Here is a 24,472-nt window from a genome sequence, read left to right as displayed (position 1 = left end):
CCCCTGAGCGAGGTTCGTGTTGCCGTCTCCCATCGAAGATTATGCGCTGATCGGAGATTGCCTCACCGCCGCACTCGTCAGCCGCAATGGCTCGATCGACTGGCTGTGCTGGCCGACGTTCGATTCGGATGCGTGTTTTGCTGCGCTGCTCGGGACCCCCGAGCACGGTCGCTGGCAGATCGCGCCCGCGAGCGAGACCTACAGCGTCACGCGCGCCTATCGCGACCAGACGCTCATCCTGGAAACGACATTCAGATGCGAGAGCGGCACCTGCACCCTGATCGACTTCATGCCGCCACGTGGCGAGGCCTCCGATATTGTACGCATGGTGCGTGGCGATGCCGGTGTCGTCGAGATGCGGATGGAGCTGCTGCTGCGTTTCGGCTCGGGCTCCGAGGTTCCGTGGGTGCGGCGGCTCGAGGACGACACACTGCAAGCGATTGCCGGGCCCGACATGGTGGTGTTGCGCAGCAATCTCGACATGCAGGGCGAGGGCATGACGACGGTCTCCGACTTCAAGGTGCGTGAAGGCGAGTTGTACCATTACGTCATGACCTATGACCCCTCGCATCTTCCGGTGTCGGAGCCGATCGATATCGAGGCCGCGCTGGAGGAGACCGAGACGTTCTGGCGTGAGTGGTCCTCCCGATGCAACTTCAAGGGTCAGCATCGCGAATTCATTCAGCGCTCGCTGATTACGCTGAAAGCCATGACCTATGCGCCAACCGGTGGCATCGTTGCGGCGCCGACTACGTCATTGCCGGAAAAGATCGGTGGCGCGCGCAACTGGGATTATCGCTTTTGTTGGCTGCGGGACGCGACCTTCACGCTGCTTGCGCTGATCGACAGTGGCTATGCCGAAGAGGCGATCGCCTGGCACGAGTGGCTGTTGCGCTCGGTCGCGGGTTCGCCCGCCGATATGCAGATCATGTACAGCATCACAGGCCAGCGCCGCCTTCTCGAATGGCAGGCCGACTGGCTGCCGGGCTACGAGAACTCGCGGCCGGTGCGCTTCGGCAATGCTGCGCATGCGCAATTGCAGCTCGACGTGTACGGAGAGCTGATGGACGCTTTCTATCAGGCTCGTGTCAACCGGATCGAATTGAACGGCGATACCTGGCCAGTGGAGCTTGCGCTCCTGGAGCACCTCGCGAAGGTTTGGACCGAGCCCGATTGCGGCATCTGGGAGCGACGCGGCCCCGGCCGCCATTATGTATTTTCCAAGGTGATGTGCTGGGTGGCGTTCGACCGCGCCGTGCTCGGCGTCGAGAAATTCGGCAAGAAAGGTCCGGTGGAAGAATGGCGCGTGCTCCGCGATCGCATTCACGCCGACATCTGCACCAATGGTTTCGACGCAGAGGAAAATACCTTTGTCGAATCCTACGGATCGAAGTTGCTTGATGCGAGCCTACTGCTTCTCCCCGCAGTCGGCTTTCTGAAACCGGATGATCCACGCATCATCGGCACCATCGCCGCGATCGAACGGCGGATGATGCGTGGCGGCTTCGTGCTGCGGCACGATCCGCAGGAGGTGCACGACAACGAGGCGCAGCCGATCGAAGGAGCGTTTCTCGCCTGCACGCTATGGCTCGCCGACGCCTATGTGCTGCTCGGCCGTGTCGATGATGCACGCGAGCTCTATCTGCGGGTCCATGGCATCGCCAATGATCTTGGGCTGTTATCGGAGGAGTATGATCCGATCCTGCGGCGTCAGACCGGAAATTTCCCGCAGGCGCTGACGCACATCGCGATCATCAACACCGCGCAGAACATTTTCGCCGCACTTCATCCCGACAAGCCCGCTGTGCAGCGCGCGCGGAAGGATTAACGGCTTCAGGCGAGTTCGAGTATCCGATCCATCGCCTTCGCAAAGCCGTCTTCGGCGTTCGATGCGGTAGTGTAGGTCGCGCGCGACTTCACGGCGTCGCCGGCATTACCCATCGCAAACGATACGCCACTTTTGAGAAACATCGGCAGGTCGTTGACCATGTCGCCGATGGTTGCCACGTCCTTCAGCGGAATTTCAAGCCGGCTGGCGATCGCCTCCACGAAGGTGCCCTTGTCGACTCCGGGTGCGGTGACGTCGAGATAATAATTCTGCGAGCGCGTCACATGCGCGGCCTTGCCGAGCGCAGCTTTCATCTCCGGTTCGCACGCGGCGAGAAGCTCGAAGTCGTCACTGACGCCGACGACCTTGCAGATATTCTCCGGCAGCGGCGCGCCGGTATCGACGACGTCCGGCTCGAAGGCGATCGCGCGCCGTTCCCGCTCGATATAGGGTCCGTCGCTGCGGCGGATGATCCAGCGCTCCGTGGTGAACAGCCAGACATCGATCCCACGGGCGGTGAGCAACTCAATCGCGACATTGACGGCATCGTGGGGAATGGTGTGGTTTTCGAGCGTGGCGCCGCCCGGCTCGAACATCATGCTGCCGTTGAACGCGCCCAGTGGAAGCATCAGCTTCAGCGGCGCCATCAGCATCCGCATGCCGAACGGCGGGCGGCTGCTGACGGCGGTGAAGGCGACACCGTGCGCATGCAGGCGGTGCACGGCGGCGATGGCGGCTGGCGTCAACTGCTTGTCCGGGTTGAGGAGCGTACCGTCGACATCCGAGACGACGAGGCGGATCGAGGTCATGGTGTTCTCACTCTTGAGGTGTCGGGCAGATCGAGGGCGGCGACGATTTTGTCGACGATCCGTTCCACGGATGCATCGATATCGACGCTGATGGCGAACTCATCCGGTTGCGGTGGCTCCAGCGTCTTGAGTTGGCTTTCGAGCAGCGCGGGCGGCATGAAATGCCCGCCGCGGCGTTTGAGGCGTTGTGCGATCAACTCGACGCTTCCCTGCAGAAACACGATGCGCACATCTTTGCGGCCATGCACGAGAAGGGTGCGATAGACGCGCTTCAGCGCAGAGCAGGCGATGACGAGCGGCGGGCCGTTCTCCGCGTGGCGTTCGATGGTATCGGCAATCGTCTTCAGCCAGGGCAGGCGGTCTTCATCGGTCAGGGGAAAACCGGCTTTCATTTTCGCGATATTCGCGGGCGGGTGATCGTCATCGCCATCCCGCATAGCGAAGCCGATGCGGCTCGCCAGCGCCCGCGCGATGGTGGTCTTGCCTGATCCCGAGACGCCCATGACGATGATGATCTTGATGTTAGCGTCCGATGTCATGGCGCCTCGCCAATGTCGGGCGCCGCGGCCTTGTCGATCAGCCAGATCGTGTCGCCACGCTTGGACGAGGCGTGCGCGGCCGGCAGGTCTTCGCCCGCGAACACACGTGTGAGGATTGCACGCTTCTCCGCGCCCGACGCCATCAGCAGCATTTCGCGGCATTGTGCGAGACAAGGCAGTGTGAGGCTGACGCGCGGCACGAACGGCGCAACGTTCGCTTTCGGTACGCCGACGACCCAGCGCTGGGTCTCGGTGGCTGCAGGGTAGCCGGGGAACAGCGAGGCGATGTGCCCATCCGGGCCGACGCCGAGCAGCACGAGATCGAATAGCGGAGCATCGCTGGTGCGGGCATGGGCCTGAAAATCACGAAGCGTTGCCTCGTAAAGGCGCGCGGCTTCGTCCGGCGAGGCCGTATCGGTTGGAATCGGATGGATCGTCTCTGGCGGTGCGCAGGCATCGAGAAACGCAAGGCGCGCCATGCCGATATTGCTGAGCGGATCATTCTCCGGCACGAAACGGTCGTCGCCGATGAACCAGTGAATGCGCTCCCATGGCAGCCGCGCGCGCCATTCCGGTGTTGCCAGCAATTCATACAGCCGCTTCGGCGTCGAACCGCCGGTAAGGCAGATCGCACAGAGGCCATTGTTCTCCGTCACTCGTGCGACGAGACGCTGCGCCGCGCGGCCCGCCAATGCAGCCGTATCTGCCTCGACGATGACGTGCGGCCGTCCCATGCTCAATCCCCGATAATGGCGCGCCAGCGGCGACCGTCACGCTCCAGCAATTCGTGCGCTTCCTCGGGGCCGTCAGTGCCCGCTTGATACATCGCAAGCCCCTTCGCGCCCGCCTTCTTCCAGGCATCAAGAAAAGGCTGCACCGCAGCCCACCCGGCCTCCACGCCATCGGCGCGCTGAAACAGGATGTTGTCACCGATCATGCAATCGTAAAGCAGCGTCTCGTAGCCGGTGTTAGGCGAGGCGCGGAAGTAATCCTTGTATTTGAATTTCATCTCGACGCCGTCGATCGTCACCTGCGGTCCCGGCACCTTGGTGTTGAACTGCAGCGTGACGCCCTCGGTCGGCTCGATGCCGATGACGAGATAGTTCTGCGACAGCCGCTCCACCTCGGTGGTGCGGAACATCGAGAATGGTGCTTGCTTGAAGCGGATCGCGACTTCGGTGCGCTTGGCGGCGAGCGCCTTGCCGGTGCGCAGATAGAACGGCACGCCGGCCCACCGCCAGTTGTCGATAGTGAGTTTCAGCGCGGCATAGGTCTCGATCGTGCTGTCGGGTGAGACGTCCTTGGTCTGGCGATAATAGCCGACCTGCCGGTCGCCGATGCGACCTGCGAGATATTGGCCACGCACCGAATTCCTCAGTGCTTCGGATTCCGATTGCAACTGGATCGCGGCCAGCGCCTCACCTTTCTCCGAACGCACGGAGTGCGCGTCGAACCGCGAGGGCGGCTCCATCGCCACCAGTGCCATCAACTGAAACAGATGGTTCGGCACCATGTCACGCAGCGCGCCGGTCTCTTCATAGAAGCTGCCACGGCGGCCGACATCAAGCGTCTCCGCCACCGTGATCTGGATATGATCGATATGGTTGCGATTCCAGATCGGTTCGAACATGCCATTGGCGAAGCGCAGCACCAGGATGTTCTGCACTGTCTCCTTGCCGAGATAATGATCGATCCGATAGATCTGATGTTCGTTGACGAGGCGAATGAGATCGGCATTGAGCTGCCGCGCGGATTGCAGATCGGTGCCGAACGGTTTTTCGATCACCAGACGCCGCCACGCGCCCTTGCTCTCCTTGAGGAGCCCGTTCTTGCCGAGCGCTTCGCTGATCGGCTTGAACGCACCGGGCGGCACCGCGAGATAGAACAGGTGGTTAGTGATGTCGCCATCCTCCGACACCCGCTTCAGTTCGGCTTTCAGTGCGTCGAATGATTGAGGATCGTTCGGGTCGGCATGGATCGCGGTGAGGCAGCCGAACAGCTTGTCGGCCACGTCCTGCTTCACCGGGCGGGTCGCGAACTTTTCGAGCCCGCTCATCAACTCGGTCTTCAACGTCTTGCTCTGCGTCTCGGTGCGGGTGACGCCGATGACGCAGAATTTTTCAGGCAGAAGGTTTGCTTCCGCCAGATTGTAGAGTGCGGGAATGACCAGCCGGTGGGCAAGATCGCCGGTGACGCCGAAGATCACGAAGCAGCAGGAATCCGGAATTCGCGCGCGTGCGTTCACGGTATCGGCATTCATCATACGCAAGCTCCTGCTTAGTCATCTTTGGGCTTGAGCTTTTCGGGCGCCTTGGCGCCGGGCGCGTCGGGGTGCTGCTGCGGCTCCTTGTGGCCGCCGAAGCCGGCGCGCATCGCGGAGAGGATCTTTTCAGCGAAGGTGTGTTCCCTGCGCGACCGAAAACGCGCGAACAGTGCCGCAGTAATCACTTCGGCCGGCACCGCCTCGTCGATCGCAGCCGCTATGGTCCAGCGGCCTTCGCCGGAATCCTCCACGAAGCCCGAATACTGATCGAGCGTCTGGTTACGAGCGAGCGCGGATGCGGTGAGGTCGAGAAGCCACGACGAGATCACGCTGCCGCGCCGCCAGACTTCCGCAACGTCGGCAAGGTCGATGTCGAAGCGATGCTCGGGCGGCAGCGCTTCGATGTTGGCATTTTTGAGGATGTCGAAGCCTTCGGCATAGGCCTGCATCAGACCGTATTCGATGCCGTTATGCACCATCTTGACGAAATGACCCGCGCCCACGGGACCAGCATGGATGTAGCCCTGCTCGGCGCGCGGGTCGCGGTCGTCGCGGCCCGGCGTGCGGGGCAGGCCGCTCTCGCCTGGCGCAAGCGTTGCGAAGATCGGGTCGAGCCGGTCGACGGCGGCCTTGTCGCCGCCGATCATCATGCAGTAGCCACGCTCATGACCCCAGATGCCGCCGCTGGTGCCGACATCGATGTAGTGGATACCCTTTTCCTCAAGCGCTTGCGCGCGACGCACGTCGTCCTGCCAGAAGGTATTGCCGCCATCGATGATGGTGTCGCCGCGCTCCAGAACGGAGGACAGCGCGTGGATCGTGTCTTCGGTGATCTTGCCCGCAGGCAGCATCACCCAGATCGTGCGCGGCGGCTTCAGCCTGGAGGCGACGTCGTCGAGCGAGGTGGTGGCGATCGCGCCATAACGGGCGAACTCGGCGACCGCGTCGGGATTGATGTCAAACACGGCGACCTCGTGTTTGCCCATCTCGATCAGGCGGCGCGTGATGTTGCCACCCATCCGGCCCAGGCCGATGAGTCCGATCTGCATGAAACCTCCTTACGACAGGGCCTGCGCCACCGCGGCGTTGATGGCGGCAAGTCCCTTTCCGACGTCGCCCTTGATGTGAAGTCGCAGCGCGCGACGGTCGCGCTCGGTGAGCACGCCGAAATCGCCTCGCGCCTGCGCGGCCTTGATGATGCCGAAGCTCGCCTTCTGCCCCGGCACCGGGAGATCTTTCGCGTCGTCCGCGGTGATCTGTACGAACACGCCGGTGTTCGGTCCGCCTTTGTAGGCTTGCCCGGTGGAGTGCAGGAAGCGCGGCCCGAAGCCTGCGCAGGTCGCAACGCGCTTGGCATCGCGGATGGCGATGCGCGCCTTCTGGACTGCGGCGACATCCTTGTCGTTGCGGTCGATATAGGCGAGCAGGGCGGCGTAATCGCCGGCCTCGATGCGCGCGAAATGCGCCTTCAGCCACGACGCCACGGTGCCGTCCGCACCCGCTTCGCGTAGCGCCTCGGCGTTGTTGTCGTCAGTGTAGACCGAGAGGTTGCCATCGGTGACAAGCGGCGTTTCCTCCGGCAGCGTGCCGTCGCGCTCGAAGGCGGCGGTGAGTTCGCGCGTTTTGACCTTGGCGGCCTCGACGTCCGGCTGATCGAACGGATTGACGCCGATCACGCTGCACGCAACCGCCGTTGCGATCTCGAAGCGGAAGAACTCCTGACCAATATGGGTGGCATCCGTCACCGCGATGCGAATGACAGGGTGGCCCGCCCGTTCGAGTGCGGCGAGTGCGGCCTCGCGCGAGGTGTCGCCGTTGAGTGCGAGATCGACGAACACGCGGTCGGCGCCATAGACGTCGGGCTTGCCGAGTGGCTCATCGGCGAGCGGGATCAGTGCGCGGCCATTCTTGCCGGTGGATTCGGCAATGAGCTGCTCGGTCCATGCGCCGAAATCCTCGATCTGGCGTGACGCCGACAGCGTGACCTTGTCGCGGCCCGCGCGGGCCGCTGCGCCAAGCGCGAGGCCAAGCTGGATGCCCGGGTTCTCGTGCGGCGGCACATCCGCGCCGCAGGCATGCGCCATTGCGCCCGCCGATTCCAAGAATTTCTTGAGATCGATACCGGCTGCGGCCGCAGGTACGAGGCCGAACGGCGAGATCACTGAATAACGCCCGCCGATGCTCGGCCCGCCATGAAAGACATGGATGAAGCCGCGCTCGTGCGCGACCTTCTCCAGCGACGAGCCGGGATCGGTGACGGCGACGAAATGCACGCCGGGCTGCTGCCCGCTGACCTTCTCCACGCGCGCGAAGAAATAATCCATCAGCGCGTTGGGTTCGGTGGTGCCGCCGGATTTGCTGGAAACGATGAACAGCGTGCGGGTGAGGTTGATGGATTTCTCCACGCGCTTCACCTGCGCGGGATCGGTCGAATCGAGAATGTGCAGTTTCGGAAAACCCTTCGCCTGCTTGAAGGTGGTGGCAAGCACCTCCGGCCCGAGGCTCGATCCGCCCATGCCGAGCACGACGGCATCGGTGAACTTCGCGCGCTTCACGGCGTCGGCAAAGCGTTGATAGAGCCGCAGCGAATTCTGTTCGCGCGCAACCGCATCGAGCCAGCCGAGCCATTTGGCTTCGTCATGCCCGGTCCACACCGAAGCGTCGCGCTTCCATAGCCTGCGGCCCTTGCCTTCGGCGCGCCAGTCGTCGGTGAGCGCCTTGGTGGTGTGGGTGAGGTCGTCACCGAGAGAGAACGCCTGTGTATCGATCTTCTTGCCCAGCATCCGCGCGCGCTTGGCCGCGACTGCGCCGAGCAACTGGTCGGCGGCTTCGGAGAACAGCCGCACGCCGTCGTGCACGAGATGATCGGTGATCGAATCGAGCGAAATGCCGGCGTCGGCCAGATCGGCCAGCACCTGCGCAGCCTCGGGAAGATTCTCTTCCAGCGTATCATGCACCTTGCCGTGGTCGCGGAAGGCATCGAGCGTGGCCGGCGGCACGGTGTTGACGGTGTCTGGCCCGATCAACTCCTCGACGTAGAGAACGTCGCTATAAGCCTTGTTCTTGGTGCCTGTGGAGGCCCAAAGCAGGCGCTGCACGCGCGCGCCTTTGGCTTCCAGCGCCTTCCAGCGCTCGGAGGTGATGACGCCCTTGTAGTGTTGGTAGGCAAGCTTAGCGTTGGCGATCGCGACCTTGCCTTTCAGCGTGGCGAGATGCGCCTTGCGCTCCTCATCGTTGGCAGCGGCGATCTTGTCGTCGATCTGCCGATCCGCCGCGGTGTCGATGCGGCTCACGAAGAACGAGGCGACGCTCGCGACCTTGGAGATGTCGCCGCCCTTGGCCGCGAATTTCTCCAGGCCCGAGATGTAAGCTTCCAGCACCTGCGCGTAGACCTTCTGCGAGAACAGAAGCGTGATGTTGATGCTCAGGCCTTCCGCCGTGAGCTGCTCGATTGCGGGCAGGCCCTCGCGTGTGCCCGGCACCTTCACCATCAAATTCTCGCGGCCGACCGCCTGCCACAGCCGCCGTGCCTCAGTGAGGGTGCCTTCGGCGTCGCGTGCGAGATAGGGCGAGACCTCGAGGCTGACAAAACCGTCGCGGCCGTCGAGTTCGTCATAGGTCGGCTTCAACACGTCGGCAGCGTTCTGGATATCCTCGATGGCGACGGCTTCATAAAGGTCGATCACCGAACGGTCGCCACCCTTGAGAAGCTTCTCGAAGGTGGCATCGTATTCGTCGCTGCTGCCGATCGCCTTTTCGAAAATGGAGGGGTTGGAGGTGACGCCGCGCACGCCGTCGCGCTCGACCATGGCTTTCAAGTCGCCCTTGGCGATAAAGCCGCGCGCGAGGAAATCGAGCCAGATCGACTGGCCATGTGTCTGCAATTCTTTGAGAGGATTCATGATGCCTTGTTCTGTTCGATTTGACGCAATGCCGCTTCGACAACCTTATCCGGTGCGAAGCCGAATTTCTTCAACAGATCTTTCAGCGGCGCCGACGAGCCGAAAGTATGCATACCGATGATGGCACCGGAAGGGCCTGCGTAGCGGTCCCAGCCGATGGTGGAGCCTTGCTCCACCGTCACCCGCGCGGTGATGCGCGGCGGCAGCACGGTGTCACGGTAGGATTTGTCCTGTTTCTCGAACAAATCCCAGGACGGCATGCTGACGACGCGCGCACGGAGACCGCGGGTTTTCAACTCTTCATAGGCGGCGACGCACAATTGCACCTCGCTGCCGGTGCCGATCAGGATCACCTGCGGCTCACCGCCGTCATCCGCCATGATGTAGGCGCCGCGCGCGAGGCCGGAGGCGGGAGCATATTTGCCGCGATCGAAAATCGGCAGCGGCTGGCGGCTCAGGATCAGCGCGGCCGGCGTGTCCTTCAGGGTGAAGATCACGCGATACGCCTCGCTCACCTCGTTGGCGTCGGCAGGCCGCAGCGTCACGAGGCCGGGAATGGCGCGCAGGCTCGCGAGCTGTTCGACCGGCTGATGGGTCGGGCCATCCTCGCCGACGCCAATCGAATCGTGGGTGAAGACGTGGAAGACTGGCAGCCGCATCAGCGCGGCAAGGCGGATCGGCGGGCGCATATAGTCCGAAAAGATCAGGAACGTCGCGCCATAGGCCCGCAGGTGGCAGAGGCCGAGCCCGTTGACGATCGCGCCCATGCCGTGTTCGCGCACACCGAAATGCATGTTGCGTCCACCCGGCGTCGTCTTCTCCAGCGCGCCCATGCCCTCAGTCGTAAGTTTTGTTTTCGTTGAGGGCGCGAGGTCGGCGGCGCCGCCAAGCACCCACGGCAATTCCTCGGCGATGGCGTTCAGCACTTTGCCGGACGCTTCGCGGGTGGCGATGCCTTTGGCATCAGCCTTGAAGACGGGAAGCGCGCTGGCCCAGCTTTCCGGCAACTCGTGCTTCAGGCAGCGCTCGATCTGCGTCGCTTCGTGGCGGTAGGTCGCGGCGTAATCCCTGAAGTTCTTTTCCCACGCCGCCCGTGCCGCCGCGCCGCGCTGGCCGATGCCCTCACGGAAGCGCTCCAGAACGCCGTCGGGGATGTAGAAATCCTTGTCCTCCGGAAAGCCGAGAAAGGCTTTGACCTTTCGGATTTCCTCGGCGCCAAGCGGGTCGCTGTGAATCTTTGAAGTGCCCTGCAGGTCCGGCGCGCCGTAGCCGATCACGCTGTTGACGATGATGAGAGTCGGACGGCCCTTGGTCTCGCGGAATTCTTCCAGCGTGGCACGGGTGCGGCTGCAGTCGTTGGCGTCCGAGATATTGGTGACGTGCCAGCCATAGCCGCGGAAACGTTCCGCGACGTTCTCATCGAAAGCAAGCTCGGTGTGGCCTTCGATGGTGACGGTGTTGCTGTCGTAGATCCAGCACAGATTGTCGAGCCCGAGATGGCCGGCGAGCGAGGCGGCTTCGGAGGCGACACCCTCCATCAGATCGCCATCACTGCAGATGGTGTAGACGTTGAAATCGAAAACGGTGTGTCCCGGCCGATTGTAATGTGCGCCAAGCCAGCGCGAGGCGATCGCCATGCCGACGCTGTTGCCGCAACCCTGCCCAAGCGGGCCGGTGGTGGTCTCGACGCCGGTGGTGTGGCCGTATTCGGGATGGCCCGGCGTGACGCTGTCGATCTGGCGGAAATGCTCGATGTCGTCGAGCGACACTGCAGGCTCGTTCGTGACCTTGCCATCCTTCAGCCGCTTGATGCCGGACAGGTGTATCAGTGCGTAGAGCAGCATCGACGCGTGGCCGCAGGACAGCACGAAGCGGTCGCGGTTCGGCCACAGCGGCTCGGTCGGATCGTAACGCAGCACCTCCTGCCACAGCGTATAGGCGACCGGCGCCAACCCCATCGGCGCGCCGGCATGGCCGGAATTCGCCTTCTGCACGGAATCGACGGTAAGGGTGCGGATGGTATTGATGCAGAGTTGATCGATATTGCCGGGGGCGCGTGGCCGATCATCCGATGTCGAGCGCGGTGCATCCATTGGAGTTATCCCCGGCATGGCTGAGATGTCCTGCTTCGGCCGCAGCGCCCCCCGGCGGCAAAGCTAGACCTCGAATGAAACGGATGTAAGACGGGAAGGTTCCCCTTGCGGGTACCGTCGCGGCGTTGTGAAAGGCGGCCCGCTTGACGTTTTGCGGCGCATGCGATCATGAGGCCCGGACGAAAATTCACGGAGGAGGCGCGCATGCGGGTGGCACTCGGTGTCGTGATCGGGTTGGCGATCGGCTTTCTCGCGATGTATTATTTCAAAAGCGGCCAATTGCCGTTTTGACATTTACCGTTGCGGTGCGTAACGGCAGGACGCGGCGCAAGACCGTCATGCGCGGTGCGCGATGTGATGGCACGAAGGTTTCAAAGTTTAGAGGCAATTCAAGATGAGCGATGAGCTTCCCGACCGTCTGTCGGTCGATCCGAACAGCCCGTTCTACGACGAGAAGGTTCTGTCGCGCGATATCGGCATACGCTTCAAGGGCGTCGAGAAGACCAACATCGAGGAATATTGCGTCAGCGAGGGCTGGGTACGGATGGCGGTCGGCTCGGCCAAGGATCGTCACGGCAATCCGGTGACGATGAAATTCTCCGGCACCGTCGAGCCGTATTTCAAAAGCTGAGCGCAGCGGCTTATTTTCCGACGACCTTCGGCAACTCGGCAAGGGCGCGGATACGGTGGTCCGGTAAAAATCCCAGTTCGTCCATCTGCGTGCGTACGGCCTTAAACATCGTAACGGGCGCAACCGGAGCGCCGGGCTTGAACTCGGCTGCCATCGCCTGCGGCGTGACCCGCTCGATCCACGCGACGTTGAGGCCGAAGGATTTCGCGCCCGCGACGTCGAACGGATTTGACGAGACGAACATCACATCGCTCGGCTTCATGCCGAGTTTCTTTTCGATCAGCGTGTAGGCCTGCGGTGCGGGCTTGAAAATGCGCTCGCTGTCGATGCTGATGGTGGCATCGAGCACCTGGTCGAGGCCGGTATTCTTCACGAGATCGTTCAGCATCCCGCTGCTGCCGTTCGAGAGAATGGCGAGCTTGTAGCCGCTCAGCGCTGCGAGTGCCGCCTTGGCATCCGGATACAGGTCGAGATGGACATACTTGTCCATGATGCGTTCAAACGCATCATCGGAATATGTGAGGCCGAGCAGCTTCAGCGAGTAGACGAGCGATTCCCGCGTCACCACGGAGAAATCTGCGTAGCGCTGCATCATGCTGCGCTGCCAGGTGTATTCGAGCTGCTTCATGCGCCAGATCTGCGTGATGATGTCGCCATAGCCGGGGAAAGCCTCCTCGGTCACGGTGGCGACGGACTGGATATCGTAGAGTGTGCCGTAGGCGTCGAAGACGAAAGCTTTGATGGTCATGGAAAGTCCGTTTTACGAAAGCCGAACCTGATACCGGGTGCCGCGTTGAAGCGTCGTTCCATTCGCGGAAGGACGCAAACCATGGCAAAAACCGTGACACGGCGCAAACGAACGGCGTCATCAAAATCGCGTGGCACTCATGCGCGCAAAGCAAGTAGTAAATCCACAGCGAGGCGGGCGGGTGCGCGCAAGAGCAGTGGGCGTCATGCCAAGACGCATCATGCTAAGCGGCCTGTGAAGAAATGGTCGAAGCACGTGACCGAGAAAAGCGACGCCTTCGATCTGAAGAAGAATGTCTTCAAGCTGGATAGCCCGAAGGCGATCGCGCGCTCGCTGAAACGCTCGGCTGAGGAAAGCCATCGGCGCAAGAGCGATCCGTATCGCTCGGCGATGTCGATGCTGGTGTTCTACATCAACCGTGCGGGCAAGAACCTGCCGGCCACGCGCCGCAAGAAGCTGGAAGCCGCCAAGGGCGAATTGCGCAAGGCCTTCGGCAGGGCGGCGTAGCTATTCGGCGTTGCGTGGCACGGGAGGTGTCGCGCAAAAAGACCGTCATGCCCGGGCTTACCCGGGCATCCATCGAACAAGAAATGCTTCTTTTCAAGATGGATTGCCGGGTCAAGCCCGGCAATGACTTTAGGGTTTGGAGCTGATGCTTACCCGTGCAGTTTCTTCGCCGTCTCGGCGATGGTGCGGCCCTGATAGCGCGCGCCATTGAGTTCGTTCTCGCTTGGCAAGCGCGAGCCGTCGCCATCAGTGATCGTGGTCGCACCGTAAGGTGCGCCGCCGGTCACTTCCTTCACGCCCATCTGTCCGGCAAAGCCGTAGTTGAGACCGACGACCACCATGCCAAAATGCAGAAGGTTGGTGATGATCGAAAACAGCGTCATCTCCTGGCCGCCGTGCTGGGTCGCGGTCGAAGTGAATGCGCCGCCGACCTTGCCGTGCAGTGCGCCCTTGGCCCACAGGCCGCCGGCCTGATCGAGGAAGTTTGCCATCTGTGACGACATGCGGCCGAAGCGCGTACCGGTGCCGACGATGATGGCGTCGTAATTCGCAAGATCCTCGACCTTTGCGACCGGTGCGGCCTGATCGAGCTTGAAATGCGCGGCCTTGGCGACTTCAGCGGGCACCAGTTCAGGCACGCGCTTGATGTCGACGCTGGCGCCGGCCTCGCGCGCGCCTTCGGCAACGGCATTGGCCATCGCCTCGATGTGGCCGTAGGCGGAATAATAAAGAACGAGGACCTTGGTCATCGGAAGTTCTCCATGAAGATGCTGGGGTTGAATGAGGAGGATGTCGTGGCCACGGAGGCCACGACATGTCGGTTAGCGTTGCAGGTGGGAGCGGCAGACCAGCGCGCGCCCGAACAGGTTGCGGATGCTTGCAGTGACGACGGGCATCACGATCAGCAGATCGATCATTGCGCCGTCTCCACCAGTACGAGCTCGGTATCGGCGAGCGCGGTGATGCGCAGCGCCGCCTCATTGCTGATGGCCACGCCGTCGCGGGCATTGGCGCGCACGCCGTTGACTTCGACCGCGCCGGTTGCGGGCACGAGATAACCCTGGTGGTTATCGCCGAGCGTGATATCGGCGCTCTCGCCGGCCTTGAGCGTGGTGCCGAGCACCCGCGCCTCGGCACGGATCGGCAGCGCGTCGGCATCATCCTTGAAGCCGCTTGCGAGTGTCACGAACCTGCCGGAGCGGTTGCCCTTCGGGAACGGCTTGGCGCCCCAGCAGGGCTGGCCGCCTTGCTCGGTCGGCTCGATCCAGATCTGGAAGATCCGGGTCGTCACCGGCTCGAGGTTATATTCGGCGTGCCGGATGCCGGAGCCCGCGCTCATTACCTGCACGTCGCCCGCCTCGGTCCGCCCCTTGTTGCCGAGGCTGTCCTGATGGGTGATCGCGCCTTCGCGGACATAGGTGATGATCTCCATGTCGGAATGCGGGTGCGGCGGGAAGCCGGAATTCGGCGCGATCTCGTCGTCGTTCCAGACGCGCAGTGCGCCATGGCTCATGCGGTCGGGGTCATAGTAGCTCGCAAACGAGAAATGATGCTTGGCGTTGAGCCAGCCGTGGTTGGCACCGCCGAGCGAATTGAAGGGACGCAGTTCGATCATGTCATCCTCCGTTGGCTGGGGTCAGCGATTTCGATGAGGATGATCTAGGCCGCTTCGTATGATCTAAAAATAGAAACTATTGAAATTCATCGTTTCTAAAAATAAACCTGTGGGAGTTATGGCACGCCGGCGTGGCATGGAGAAAGAGCGGTGGCAAAACTTCCCGATTTCGAGGCGATGGCGATCTTCGCCAAGGTGGTGGAGTTGCGCTCCTTCGCGTCTGCTGCGCGCGAACTCAAGTTCTCGAAGGCCACCGTCTCCAAGGCGGTCAGCCGACTGGAGGAGCGATTAGGTGCGCGGTTGTTCAACCGCAGTTCGCGCCGTTTGGCGCTGACCGATGCCGGGCGTGCGCTGTCGGTACGCGCGGCGCAACTCCTGGCGGATGCGGAAGCGGTGGAGAACGAAGCGCTGTCGCAGGCCGCGGCGCCGCGGGGCGTGGTGCGGCTCGCCGTGCCAATGACGTTCGGCCAGCGCGTGATCGCACCGCTGCTGCCGGAGTTTCTCGCGCAATATCCCGATGTGTCGATCGATCTGCATCTGAGCGATGCGATGGTCGATCTGATCGGGGAGGGGTTCGACATCGGCGTGCGGATCGCGCGGCTGCCGGATTCCTCGCTGGTGGCGCGGCGGCTCTGCCCGATGCCGGCCTATACCGTCGCGGCGCCGTCTTACTTGAAGAAGTACGGCCGGCCGACGCACCCGATGCATCTCGCCCAGCATCGCTGCTTCAGCTACGCCTACCGGACAACGCCGGATGTCTGGCACTACGCCAACGCCGCAGGCGAAGAGGTGTCGGTGCGGCCGTCGGGGCCGCTGCGGGTCAATAATGGCGAAGCGGTAATCCCTGCGCTGCTCGCCGGTTACGGCATTGCCGATCTGCCCGACTTCATTATCGGTGAGGCGATCGCCAAAAAGCAGGTCGAGGTGGTCCTCAAGGGCTGGAAGCAGGCCGAGGGCGCGGTGCATCTGGTGATGCCGCCGGGCGGTCCGCGGCCCGCGCGGGTCGAGGCGTTGATCGAGTTCCTCGCCACACATCTCTCCCGGTTGGGCAGGGCCGCTGCCGCTGCGCGGGCCAGGGAGGCTATGCCCTGAACTTGAGAATCTCAGGTTTTCCAACGATTCAGAGGGTGAAAGAGCGAAAATGGACGGGTTTTGGTCCTTCTACGGGGCGAAAACGCCTTGATTGCATTGACATTCCGCCCGGTGGTCTCTAGAAACCGGCCATCCCGGCGACGGCCTGTCCGCCCGGGCGCCCATAGAAAAAATCTGATGCAACTCGGCCTGTTGAACGGCCTTTCGCAAGAGCATTGTCCCATGAAGGTCCGTAACTCGCTGAAGTCGCTCCGTGGCCGTCACCGCAACAACCGTCTGGTCCGTCGCAAGGGCCGGGTTTACGTGATCAACAAGGTCCAGCGCCGCTTCAAGGCGCGTCAGGGCTAAGCGCCTGACCGCTGCCGGAACCTGTCCGGCGTTCCCAAACTCATCACAATTGTTTGGCGCCGCTTGCCCTTTGCAGGCGGCGGTTTGCGTGTCTAAAATTCACTTATGACCTTGCGCCAGCATGCTGCCGTCAACGTCTTAGCCGGACTTGCCCTCGCCGCGGCCATTGCTGTTGCGCCTGTGGTAGCGCATGCCGAATCCCGCCTGAAGCAGCGGCCGCCGGAAGCGCCGAAGAAACTCCCGCCTGTCAATTCACACGTCAAGAATCTCGATGTGTTGTTCGAGGCGCTGAGAGCCGCGCCCGATGAAGACAGTGCCCGCGCGGTCGAAGCACGGATCTGGGCGATCTGGATGAAGACGCCGAGCGACACCGTCGCGCTGCTGATGGCGCGCGCCCGCGTCGCCGTCGAGAAGAAGGAGTCCGACGTCGCGTTGAAGCTGCTCGATGCCATCATCAAGCTGCGGCCCGATTATGTGGAAGCCTGGAACAGGCGCGCGACGCTGCACTACATGGGCAACGATTACGTCCGTGCCATGGAGGATATTCAGGAAGTGCTGCGCCGCGAGCCGCGCCACTTCGCGGCGCTGGCGGGGCTCGGCCTCATTCTGGAAGAGACCGGCGACAACAAACGCGCGCTCGATGCCTTCCGCCGAGCGCTTGCTATCAATCCGCATCTGGAGAAGGTGCCGGAGATGGTCAAGACGCTGACGGAAAAGGTCGAAGGCCGGGATATCTAAGCCCTTCCGTGGGCTCCTCGAAGCGTTTTACGGATCGGCCAAAGCTATCGATGCGTCATTGCCGGGCATAGCCGTTCGAAGAACGGCGTCGCTTCCGCTCGCCTATGACCCGGCAATCCATCAGGAATGTTTTCTAAAGATGGATGCGCGGATCAAGTCCGCGCATGACGATCTGTTATGAAAAAAGTTCTCTCGACTAAGGCCGTCGGAGTCACAGATTGGCGTCGGCGTCCGAGCCGATGGTCGCGATCCGTACCATGTTGGTGGTGCCGGGCGTTCCGAACGGCACGCCCGCCACGACGATGACGCGCTCGCCCGCCTTGCAGAACCCGTCGCGATAGGCGATGCGGCCCGCGCGGTGGATGATGTCGTCGGAATCGTGGGCGTCCTCGGCGACGACGCAGTGTACGCCCCATAGCAGTGCGAGCTTGCGCGCGACCGTGGCGTTCGGCGTGATGGCAACGACTGGGCAGCGCGGCCGCTCGCGCGCGACCCGCATCGCCGTCGAGCCGGAGCTGGTCCAGCAGATGATTGCGGGCAGATGCAGCGTCTCGGCAATCCGCCGCGCGGCTTCGGCGATGGCATCGCCTGCGGTGGCTTCTGGATCGGGGCGCTGGGCGTCGATCACGCTGCCGAAGGTCGGATCGCGCTCCACCTCCTCGCCGATGTGATCCATCATCATCACGGCCTCGGAGGGATATTTGCCCGCCGCCGATTCCGCCGACAGCATCACCGCGTCGGCGCCCTCGAACACGGCAGTCGCGACGTCGGAGACTTCGGCACGGGTTGGCACTGGCGAGGCGATCATCGATTCCAGCATCTGCGTGGCGATGATCACCGGCTTGCCCATGCGCCGTGCCATGCGCGTCATCTGCTTCTGCAGGCCGGGCACGCGCTCCACCGGCATTTCCACGCCAAGATCGCCGCGCGCCACCATGATGGCGTCGGAGGCTTCCATAATGTCGGCAAGGCGGTCGATCGCCTGCGGTTTCTCGATCTTGGACATGATCGCGGCGCGGCCGCGCACGATGCGGCGTGCCTCGTGCACATCGTCGGCGCGCTGCACGAAAGAGAGCGCGATCCAGTCGGTGCCGGCTTCGAGTGCAGCGGCAAGGTCGGCATGGTCCTTCGCGGTCATTGCCGAGACCGGCAGGTCGGTATCGGGCAGGCTCACGCCCTTGCGGTCGGAGATGCGCCCACCGATCACGACGCGCGTCACCGCGCGCTGGGGTGAGGTCTCTTCCGCGATGAGCCGCAGCTTGCCGTCGTCGATCAGCAGCGCGTCGCCTTCCTTCAGGGCGCGCAGGATTTCCGGATGAGGCAGGTGGACGCGGGTGGCATCGCCCGGCGCGGGATCGGAATCGAGCACGAAGCTCTGGCCGTTGGCGAGGATCGCCGCACTCTCCTTGAAGGTGCCAAGCCGCAGCTTCGGGCCCTGCAGATCGACGAGAATGCCGATCGGGCGATTATAACTTGCCTCGATATTGCGAATGGTCGCGATGAGCTCACGCATCTTGTCATGCGAGGTGTGACTCATGTTGATGCGGAAAACATCCGCCCCCGCCTCGAACAGCTTGCGAATGGTCGTGCTGTCGGACGACGCAGGCCCGAGGGTTGCGAGAATGCGAACGCGGCGCAGCCGTCTCATTGATTTTTTCCGGTTCCCGGCGTGGGCAGTGGTGCGGGTGGCGGCAATGTGCCGCCGGGCTGGCCGGCGCCGGGCGCGTTCGGCAGGCCGGGCAGGGTCGGCTGCATGCGCGGCACGTTCTGCTCGCCGGCTTCGGTGAGCTGCACGGTCCAGGAGCGCTGCTCGCCGGTATCGACTTCATAGAAGCCGGTACGGTCGTAACCGCGGGCGAGACAGTTGTCGGTGCCCTTGATGGTGAATTCCTTGTCGCGCGAGCACATGAAGGCTTGGCCGGACCATTCGCCGCCACGGTCGTAATCGAGGCCGTAGATGTAATAATAGCGCGCCACCAGCGTGCCTTTGAGCAGGGTTTCGCACGCGTGGGAGGAGATATTCCACCACCCCTCCGTCACCCAGCCTTCCGCGTCCTTGTAGCCGAGCGCGATGCCGACCCGGCTCGATGTGTTGTTGCACAGGCGGAAGTCGGCGTGCGCCGGTGCGGGGAAGGCGCACAGCGCAGGCACGGCAAGGAGGGATCCCACAAGGAGGGGAAGAGCAAAACGCAAGGCAAACAACCGCATGTTCATTTCAGCGGGGCCAAGCTATCTCAACTGCCGCACGGATTCCAACTGGAGCGGCGGGCCGGGACTGGTAAAATCGGCTGCCCGGTCTATCTCTTAAGGTCAGACCCAAAGAGGCTGCAGGGCCATCAGGCCGCGGCCGGAGAACGAGGAGCGTCATGGCAATCGATAAAGCAACGCAGACCGAGCTCGAGGCAGCCGTTTTCCGCCGTCTGGTCGCACATCTGCAGAGGCGCACCGACGTGCAGAACATCGACATGATGAATCTGGCGGGGTTTTGCCGCAACTGTCTATCGAACTGGATGAAGGACGCGGCCGACGAGCGCGGCGTGCCGATGACCAAGGACGAGGGGCGCGAGGCGGTCTACGGCATGCCCTATGAGACCTGGAAGGCGAAGTATCAGACCGAGGCGACACCCGAGCAGGTCGCGGCGATGAAACAGGCCGCCGCCAGCCACTAAGGGCGGCGCACGCCGCTCAAGCCTTCTCCATCGCAACACTTTTATCGCGTCCGTCGACAGGCCTGTGGGCATTGTGGACGGCGCGGCTGCTTGCCTTGACGCAACCTCGCCGCGTGGATGAGTGTGACGCCCGCAAGACGCTCTGCCGACCGGCCGGCGCCACCCCATCAAAGTTCAGGAGTTGACGATGGCCACAGCCGCCGCCGCGAAGGAAGACGTCGCCCACCGTTTCGCCAAGGATCAGCTCAAGGCGATCATCGAGCGCATCGAGCGGCTGGAAGAAGAGAAGAAGACGATCTCCGACGACATTCGCGACGTCTACGCCGAGGCCAAGGGCAACGGCTTCGACGTCAAGGCGCTGCGCACCATCGTGCGCATGCGCAAGCAGGACGCCAACGAGCGCGAGGAGCAGGAAACCATCCTCGAGACCTACATGCAGGCGCTCGGCATGCTGTGAGGCTTGGGCGAAGTCTCAGGTTGGCCTAGCTAGTCCCACATTCCAAAATCGTCATTGCCGGGCTTGACCCGGCAATCCATCAAAAGATGGATGCGCGGATCAAGTCCGCGCATGACACTCTGTAAATGGGGCTTACCGCAGCGAGGCGGTGTGCATGAAGGTCGTCGTCGGCATCGCGGCGATCGCCTGACCGCTGAAATGATCGCAAGCCGGGCCGGTCTCGCCATCGCGCGAGAAGGTCATTGTCACCGCGCGCGCGGGCTTCACGAAATGCGCGCTCATCGCCGTCATGTCAGGATCGCCCATCACGGAGGCGGAGAGTGCGCGGTTGGCGCGAGGCGCATGGATCATGGCGCGCAGCCAGATGTCGCTTGCCTGATCGGCGTTGGCGAGGCGCAGCATCACCGTCGGCGAACGGGCATCGCTATCCAGCATCTTGCCGGTGATCGTGGTGGCACGGACCGCAACCGCCTCACCGACGGTCGACAGATGCGACGCCGGCAGTGGCGCGCTCGCGGCGACGACTTTGCTGCGGTCGAGAAGCTGCGGCGACGCATAGGCCATCGCCGCGCTGACGTTCGGTGAAAGCGTCGCAGTCGTCTGCGGGTCTTCGTGCGTGGCATGGCGTGCGCGAAGCGCCGCGACCTGTTCGGCTGACGCGGCCTTCGGCGTCATCGCCTCGTCATCCCACGCAACGCGCGCTTCGATCAGTTGGGCAATCGTCAGAGGACGATTGGCGGCAACAGGCCTGGCGGTGGGTTTTGCGGGAATAGCGACCGGAAGCTCGGCCGGATCGGCGGAGGCGACGCGGTAGCTTGCGGTGCGGACCGGACGGGCGCGCGGCATCGGCACCATTTCGGCGATCTTGTCCTTCACCTTCTCGGCGGCCGATGCGATCACGCTCGGCTTGGCGGAGGTGGCCGCTGCGGGCTCAGCGGCCGGGGTTGAGGTTGCGGCGGAGGATTCTTCGTCATCCTCTGCCGATTGTTTTCCCTTGAACAGCGAGGCGAGCAGGCTGCGTGTCTTGGTCGAGGTGGTCTCGTCGCCCTTGCGGCGCTGGATTTCGGCAAGCGCGACATCGTAGCCCTTGAGCGGGCGGCCATCGGTCGGCAGATGCACGGTCTTACCGTCCGGGAACACGCGCGCGAGCTGGTCGTGGGTCATGCGCGGCCAGTGGCGCACGCTGCCGGTGTCGAGATGCACGAACGGCGAGCCGGATGAGGGGTAGAAGCCGACGCCGCCACGCTGCAGGCGAAGTCCGGCGAAGCGGATTTTCTCGAGCGGTACGCCGGGAATGAAGAAGTCCATCGCATGGCCGAGCATGTGCTGGCTGAAGCGCGCAACGCCCGAATGTGCCGAGCGGCGGCGCAGCATGGCGTTGGTCTTGGGCGAGCGATAGGCGGAGATGATCTGGATCGGCTGCTTGCCGTCGACGTCGCGATAGACCTCCCACAGGATGTCGAACAGATGCGGGTTCATCGTGGTCGAATCCTGGCTTCGCCAGTCGCGCAGGAAGTGATTGAGCTTCTTCAGCGCGTCGGAATCGTAACGGCCGTTGCGCTTGAAGGTGACGGTGAGGTCTTCGCCGGAATGGGTGTGATGGAAGGACAGCGTGCGGGTGTCGTTGCTTGCGGTCGCGTCATGCACGACGCCGGCGCCTGCGAACAACAGAAGCGTCGCCGCAACGCTCACTCGCAAGGAGTGCCGCGCAGACAAATGCCTGATGCCGCGTGGATGATCGCCCGCCACTTACCGTCCCGTCGGAACTTGGATCGAAGGTCTCCGCTACCCCACGCAGCGGAGATGATGAATCGTGTGTAACTCTGCTCGGTTAATGGAGATTTATGCCCATCCCCGATCACGCGATTGAGAGCTAACGGGCTGAGTATGGCAAAAAGTGGCCGGCAGATATATCCGCCTTGCCGTCAGGGTTAATGCGAAGGGCCCCGCTTTGCAGCGGAGCCCTGATTTTATTGCCAAAGTGAGGGCTCCAGCCGGGGAACCCGCAGTGAAAAATTTTAAGCCGAAGCCTTAATAACGCTGCTGCTGGCGCCGGCGGCGCGGTTCCTGCTCGACCTGGGCGCTGCGGCCGCCACCAAACAACAACTCGAAGAAATTCGGCCCGGACGAGCGATCCGCGTAGCCGTCACCCGGAATGTTGATGTTGTTGGTCGGCTTCACATAGTTCGGCTGGGAATGCGCGACCACAGCTTCGAGATTCTTGCCGCTGCCCTTGAGCAGCGAGATCATCCGCGCATCGCGGCCGTAGATGTCCTTGCGGAATTCCAGCACTCCCGCGTCATCCACAAAAGCAGTGTGGTAGACGATGTTGACCGGGATCGGGGTCGGGAAGTTGATGTTGATCTCGCTGCGGCCGTACATGCCGCGGATCTTCTCCGGAGTGTAGTGGTCCTTCGGCAGCGCGATGCTGAGCAGGTTTGCCGCATACTGATCGGGGTTCTGCACGCGCATGCAGCCGTGGCTGAAGGCACGCTCGGTTTTCGCGAACAGATGCTTGTCCGGCGTGTCGTGCTGATAGACCAGGAACTTGTTCGGGAAGTTGAAGCGGATGCGGCCCAGCGCGTTGCGCTCGCCCGGCGGCTGCGAGATGCGGATGGTGCCATCGGGATTGCGCTGCAGCTTGAGGCCCATGCGCTCGAGCACGGTCGGGTCCTGCTGCAGGGCCGGCAGATACTCATTGTAGATGATCGACGGCGGCACGTTCCAGGTCGGATTGACCGTGATGTACTTCATGGTTTCGGTGAGCTCGGGCGTCGCATGCTTGCCCGGCTTGCCGACCACGACGCGCGTCTTCCACACTGGCGCGCCGTTGTGCATCAGCTTGAGCGAATAGTCGGGAATGTTGAGAACGACATAGGCATCGCCCAGCGCCTTGGCGCCGAGGTCGCGCGGCAGCCAGCGCCAGCGCTCCATATTGACGCGGACGATGTCGATCTTGCGATCGTTCTTCGGCCCGTTCAGTGCGGCAAGCGTCTGCTTGTCGAGGACACCGGTGGCCTTGAGACCGTTCGCGGCCTGGAATTTGCGCACGGCAGTGGCAACGGTCGCATCGTAATGGGTGTCGCTGGCGTTCTCGGTGATGCCGAGCTTGGCGCGCAGTGCCGGCACGCGCGCATCTTCCATGACGGTAGGGTTCGGGTTCTTCTTGGTTGCCTTGACGAAGCGCAGCGTCTCACCATCGGCGATCTTGTGGCTTTCGTCGGTATCGCCGCGCAGTTCGGTGAGCTTCGCCCGCAATTGCTGGAAGGCCTTGTGCGGCGGATTGTAGGTCTCAAGGGCCGCGCCGGCATTGCGCGCGGTCGAGATGTTGATGAGGATCTCGGTCGGATCCGGCGTGTGATCCGGATACTGGATGTCGCCGGACACCTGCGACCAGTGCATGCGGCCGCTCTGGGCATGGCGGGCATAATCGAGCGCGCTCTCAGTGAGCCGCAGCTCGACGTCGGCCTGTGCCTCGGGGGTCGTGGCCGCGGCGAAATCCGGAATCGGATAGTCGCCGGCATCAAGCCCGTCCTCGTCGGCCTTCTTCAGCCGCGCGATCGCCTCGCTTGCGCGCGGGCTTGCTGCGGCACCCTTGGTCCACAGCGGCGCGTAGTTGCGGTCCTTGTAGAACGCCTCGACCGCGGCGCGCTCTTTCTTGCGATCGAAATATTTGGCGCCCTTGGCCGCGATCAGATCGCGCAGCGCTTCGCCGAAGGGATCGAGCGCGGCAACGGCGGGTTCGGCCGTCGTGGCAGGCGTCTGTGCCTTGGCGGCGTCAGAATTGGTCGCGGCAGGCGCGGGCGCCTCGGACTTGCTTGCTTCCGATTTGGCAGGTTCGCTCTTTGCTGCCTCGGCTGCCGGTGCCGCCGGAGCAGGGGTCCTGGTTTCTGCACTTTCAGATTTTGCCGGCTCAGTGGCAGCCGGTTTTGCAGCCTCGACGGCCTCGTTCTGCGCGCTGGCTGCGGGCTTGACCGCATCGAGCTTGACGTCGGCCGCGGTGGGCGGCGGCACGAGCGAGGTATCGGGCATGGGAACTGCGGCGCTGATGGCTGCTTCCGACGCCGGCTCGGCATGGGCGAACGTTACGGTCCCTGCGAGCAAAAACGTCGCTGCTACGGCTGCCAGCATGCGATCGTAACCGCTGCGGCCAGTCGAGAGGTCATGCATTATCGAGTTCCCTGAGCAAGGCTGTCCCGGCCGGAACAGCAAGATTGTCTCATTCGGGCACTT

At 63.0% G+C, this 24,472-nt stretch carries 22 protein-coding genes; 8 read left to right on the top strand and 14 right to left on the bottom strand.

Going from position 1 to position 24,472, the window contains the following annotated elements:
* The first annotated feature begins 19 nt into the window (after positions 1-19).
* A complete protein-coding gene (locus OCA5_RS14585) occupies positions 20-1,828 on the top strand; it encodes a glycoside hydrolase family 15 protein (protein ID WP_013913319.1) in 1,809 nt (602 codons plus the stop codon).
* Positions 1,829-1,833: 5 nt separating this feature from the next.
* On the opposite strand, the gene OCA5_RS14580 is transcribed toward OCA5_RS14585, so the two are convergent.
* Genes OCA5_RS14580 through tkt form a run of 7 tightly spaced genes read right to left on the bottom strand, consistent with a single transcriptional unit; the run spans position 1,834 to position 11,434 of the window.
* On the bottom strand, positions 1,834-2,637 hold the full coding sequence (locus tag OCA5_RS14580) for a Cof-type HAD-IIB family hydrolase (RefSeq protein ID WP_012562230.1): 804 nt from the start codon (positions 2,635-2,637) through the stop codon (positions 1,834-1,836).
* A complete protein-coding gene (locus OCA5_RS14575) occupies positions 2,634-3,176 on the bottom strand; it encodes a gluconokinase (RefSeq protein ID WP_012562231.1) in 543 nt (180 codons plus the stop codon). Before OCA5_RS14575 ends, OCA5_RS14580 begins: the two co-directional genes overlap by 4 nt.
* Positions 3,173-3,910, bottom strand: a complete 738-nt coding sequence (pgl, locus tag OCA5_RS14570; protein ID WP_012562232.1) for a 6-phosphogluconolactonase — start codon at positions 3,908-3,910, stop codon at positions 3,173-3,175. Before pgl ends, OCA5_RS14575 begins: the two co-directional genes overlap by 4 nt.
* Positions 3,911-3,912: 2 nt before the next feature.
* Complete coding sequence (gene zwf, locus OCA5_RS14565; RefSeq protein ID WP_012562233.1) at positions 3,913-5,439, bottom strand: glucose-6-phosphate dehydrogenase; 1,527 nt, start codon at positions 5,437-5,439, stop codon at positions 3,913-3,915.
* A 14-nt stretch (positions 5,440-5,453) separates the two neighbouring features.
* Positions 5,454-6,488, bottom strand: a complete 1,035-nt coding sequence (gnd, locus tag OCA5_RS14560; protein ID WP_012562234.1) for a phosphogluconate dehydrogenase (NAD(+)-dependent, decarboxylating) — start codon at positions 6,486-6,488, stop codon at positions 5,454-5,456.
* 9 nt (positions 6,489-6,497) lie between these two features.
* On the bottom strand, positions 6,498-9,341 hold the full coding sequence (locus OCA5_RS14555; RefSeq protein WP_012562235.1) for a bifunctional transaldolase/phosoglucose isomerase: 2,844 nt from the start codon (positions 9,339-9,341) through the stop codon (positions 6,498-6,500).
* Entirely contained in the window at positions 9,338-11,434 is a 2,097-nt protein-coding gene (gene tkt / locus OCA5_RS14550; RefSeq protein ID WP_012562236.1) for a transketolase, read from the bottom strand. Before tkt ends, OCA5_RS14555 begins: the two co-directional genes overlap by 4 nt.
* A gap of 394 nt (positions 11,435-11,828) precedes the next feature.
* Between tkt and OCA5_RS14545 the strand changes: the two genes are divergently transcribed.
* Complete coding sequence (locus OCA5_RS14545) at positions 11,829-12,065, top strand: DUF3297 family protein (protein WP_012562238.1); 237 nt, start codon at positions 11,829-11,831, stop codon at positions 12,063-12,065.
* A 10-nt stretch (positions 12,066-12,075) separates the two neighbouring features.
* On the opposite strand, the gene OCA5_RS14540 is transcribed toward OCA5_RS14545, so the two are convergent.
* Positions 12,076-12,813, bottom strand: a complete 738-nt coding sequence (locus tag OCA5_RS14540) for a haloacid dehalogenase type II (protein WP_012562239.1) — start codon at positions 12,811-12,813, stop codon at positions 12,076-12,078.
* An 81-nt stretch (positions 12,814-12,894) separates the two neighbouring features.
* Here OCA5_RS14540 and OCA5_RS19525 point away from each other — a divergent pair, with 81 nt between their 5' ends.
* A complete protein-coding gene (locus OCA5_RS19525; RefSeq protein ID WP_244396148.1) occupies positions 12,895-13,320 on the top strand; it encodes a DUF3175 domain-containing protein in 426 nt (141 codons plus the stop codon).
* A gap of 149 nt (positions 13,321-13,469) precedes the next feature.
* On the opposite strand, the gene wrbA is transcribed toward OCA5_RS19525, so the two are convergent.
* Both wrbA and OCA5_RS14525 read right to left on the bottom strand, forming a co-directional pair.
* The gene (gene wrbA, locus OCA5_RS14530; protein WP_012562242.1) at positions 13,470-14,069 is read right to left on the bottom strand and encodes an NAD(P)H:quinone oxidoreductase; all 600 of its coding nucleotides are present in this window, start codon (positions 14,067-14,069) and stop codon (positions 13,470-13,472) included.
* A gap of 164 nt (positions 14,070-14,233) precedes the next feature.
* On the bottom strand, positions 14,234-14,935 hold the full coding sequence (locus OCA5_RS14525; protein WP_012562243.1) for a pirin family protein: 702 nt from the start codon (positions 14,933-14,935) through the stop codon (positions 14,234-14,236).
* 150 nt (positions 14,936-15,085) lie between these two features.
* Here OCA5_RS14525 and OCA5_RS14520 point away from each other — a divergent pair, with 150 nt between their 5' ends.
* From OCA5_RS14520 to OCA5_RS14510, 3 genes are all read left to right on the top strand, one after another.
* Positions 15,086-16,027, top strand: coding sequence for a LysR family transcriptional regulator (locus OCA5_RS14520; protein ID WP_012562244.1), 942 nt, complete (start codon positions 15,086-15,088; stop codon positions 16,025-16,027).
* 222 nt (positions 16,028-16,249) lie between these two features.
* Entirely contained in the window at positions 16,250-16,375 is a 126-nt protein-coding gene (ykgO, locus tag OCA5_RS14515) for a type B 50S ribosomal protein L36 (protein WP_002718645.1), read from the top strand.
* A 105-nt stretch (positions 16,376-16,480) separates the two neighbouring features.
* Positions 16,481-17,113, top strand: a complete 633-nt coding sequence (locus tag OCA5_RS14510) for a tetratricopeptide repeat protein (RefSeq protein ID WP_012562246.1) — start codon at positions 16,481-16,483, stop codon at positions 17,111-17,113.
* A 211-nt stretch (positions 17,114-17,324) separates the two neighbouring features.
* Here OCA5_RS14510 and pyk read toward each other — a convergent pair whose 3' ends face one another.
* The gene (gene pyk / locus OCA5_RS14505) at positions 17,325-18,761 is read right to left on the bottom strand and encodes a pyruvate kinase (protein ID WP_012562248.1); all 1,437 of its coding nucleotides are present in this window, start codon (positions 18,759-18,761) and stop codon (positions 17,325-17,327) included.
* Positions 18,758-19,327, bottom strand: coding sequence for a DUF1036 domain-containing protein (locus OCA5_RS14500; protein ID WP_013913317.1), 570 nt, complete (start codon positions 19,325-19,327; stop codon positions 18,758-18,760). The genes pyk and OCA5_RS14500 overlap by 4 nt, the downstream gene beginning before the upstream one ends.
* Positions 19,328-19,479: 152 nt before the next feature.
* Here OCA5_RS14500 and OCA5_RS14495 point away from each other — a divergent pair, with 152 nt between their 5' ends.
* Both OCA5_RS14495 and OCA5_RS14490 read left to right on the top strand, forming a co-directional pair.
* Positions 19,480-19,782 carry a DUF1244 domain-containing protein gene (locus OCA5_RS14495; protein ID WP_012562250.1) on the top strand — a complete coding sequence of 101 codons (303 nt, stop codon included), beginning with the start codon at positions 19,480-19,482 and terminating at the stop codon, positions 19,780-19,782.
* A 187-nt stretch (positions 19,783-19,969) separates the two neighbouring features.
* Positions 19,970-20,239, top strand: coding sequence for a DUF2312 domain-containing protein (locus tag OCA5_RS14490; protein WP_012562251.1), 270 nt, complete (start codon positions 19,970-19,972; stop codon positions 20,237-20,239).
* A 132-nt stretch (positions 20,240-20,371) separates the two neighbouring features.
* On the opposite strand, the gene OCA5_RS14485 is transcribed toward OCA5_RS14490, so the two are convergent.
* Positions 20,372-21,988, bottom strand: a complete 1,617-nt coding sequence (locus OCA5_RS14485) for a peptidoglycan L,D-endopeptidase MepK (protein ID WP_013913316.1) — start codon at positions 21,986-21,988, stop codon at positions 20,372-20,374.
* Positions 21,989-22,270: 282 nt separating this feature from the next.
* A complete protein-coding gene (locus OCA5_RS14480; RefSeq protein ID WP_012562253.1) occupies positions 22,271-24,409 on the bottom strand; it encodes a L,D-transpeptidase family protein in 2,139 nt (712 codons plus the stop codon).
* Positions 24,410-24,472 lie beyond the last annotated feature (63 nt).

Origin of the sequence: Afipia carboxidovorans OM5 (genome assembly GCF_000218565.1) — a bacterium.
Lineage (GTDB): Bacteria > Pseudomonadota > Alphaproteobacteria > Rhizobiales > Xanthobacteraceae > Afipia > Afipia carboxidovorans.
Note: the sequence above shows the minus strand (reverse complement) of the source record. Positions and strands in the feature narration are given on the sequence as shown.

Bases quoted from the DNA above. Each gene is read 5' to 3' on its own strand.
- gnd (WP_012562234.1), bottom strand. From the start codon at position 6,488: ATGCAGATCGGACTCATCGGCCTGGGCCGGATGGGTGGCAACATCACG.
- OCA5_RS14510 (WP_012562246.1), top strand. From the start codon at position 16,481: ATGACCTTGCGCCAGCATGCTGCCGTCAACGTCTTAGCCGGACTTGCC.
- zwf (WP_012562233.1), bottom strand. From the start codon at position 5,439: ATGATGAATGCCGATACCGTGAACGCACGCGCGCGAATTCCGGATTCC.
- OCA5_RS14500 (WP_013913317.1), bottom strand. From the start codon at position 19,327: ATGAACATGCGGTTGTTTGCCTTGCGTTTTGCTCTTCCCCTCCTTGTG.
- OCA5_RS14480 (WP_012562253.1), bottom strand. From the start codon at position 24,409: ATGCATGACCTCTCGACTGGCCGCAGCGGTTACGATCGCATGCTGGCA.
- OCA5_RS14580 (WP_012562230.1), bottom strand. From the start codon at position 2,637: ATGACCTCGATCCGCCTCGTCGTCTCGGATGTCGACGGTACGCTCCTC.
- OCA5_RS14575 (WP_012562231.1), bottom strand. From the start codon at position 3,176: ATGACATCGGACGCTAACATCAAGATCATCATCGTCATGGGCGTCTCG.
- OCA5_RS14525 (WP_012562243.1), bottom strand. From the start codon at position 14,935: ATGATCGAACTGCGTCCCTTCAATTCGCTCGGCGGTGCCAACCACGGC.
- OCA5_RS19525 (WP_244396148.1), top strand. From the start codon at position 12,895: ATGGCAAAAACCGTGACACGGCGCAAACGAACGGCGTCATCAAAATCG.
- OCA5_RS14540 (WP_012562239.1), bottom strand. From the start codon at position 12,813: ATGACCATCAAAGCTTTCGTCTTCGACGCCTACGGCACACTCTACGAT.
- tkt (WP_012562236.1), bottom strand. From the start codon at position 11,434: ATGGATGCACCGCGCTCGACATCGGATGATCGGCCACGCGCCCCCGGC.
- OCA5_RS14555 (WP_012562235.1), bottom strand. From the start codon at position 9,341: ATGAATCCTCTCAAAGAATTGCAGACACATGGCCAGTCGATCTGGCTC.
- OCA5_RS14490 (WP_012562251.1), top strand. From the start codon at position 19,970: ATGGCCACAGCCGCCGCCGCGAAGGAAGACGTCGCCCACCGTTTCGCC.
- wrbA (WP_012562242.1), bottom strand. From the start codon at position 14,069: ATGACCAAGGTCCTCGTTCTTTATTATTCCGCCTACGGCCACATCGAG.
- OCA5_RS14545 (WP_012562238.1), top strand. From the start codon at position 11,829: ATGAGCGATGAGCTTCCCGACCGTCTGTCGGTCGATCCGAACAGCCCG.
- OCA5_RS14495 (WP_012562250.1), top strand. From the start codon at position 19,480: ATGGCAATCGATAAAGCAACGCAGACCGAGCTCGAGGCAGCCGTTTTC.
- ykgO (WP_002718645.1), top strand. From the start codon at position 16,250: ATGAAGGTCCGTAACTCGCTGAAGTCGCTCCGTGGCCGTCACCGCAAC.
- pgl (WP_012562232.1), bottom strand. From the start codon at position 3,910: ATGGGACGGCCGCACGTCATCGTCGAGGCAGATACGGCTGCATTGGCG.
- pyk (WP_012562248.1), bottom strand. From the start codon at position 18,761: ATGAGACGGCTGCGCCGCGTTCGCATTCTCGCAACCCTCGGGCCTGCG.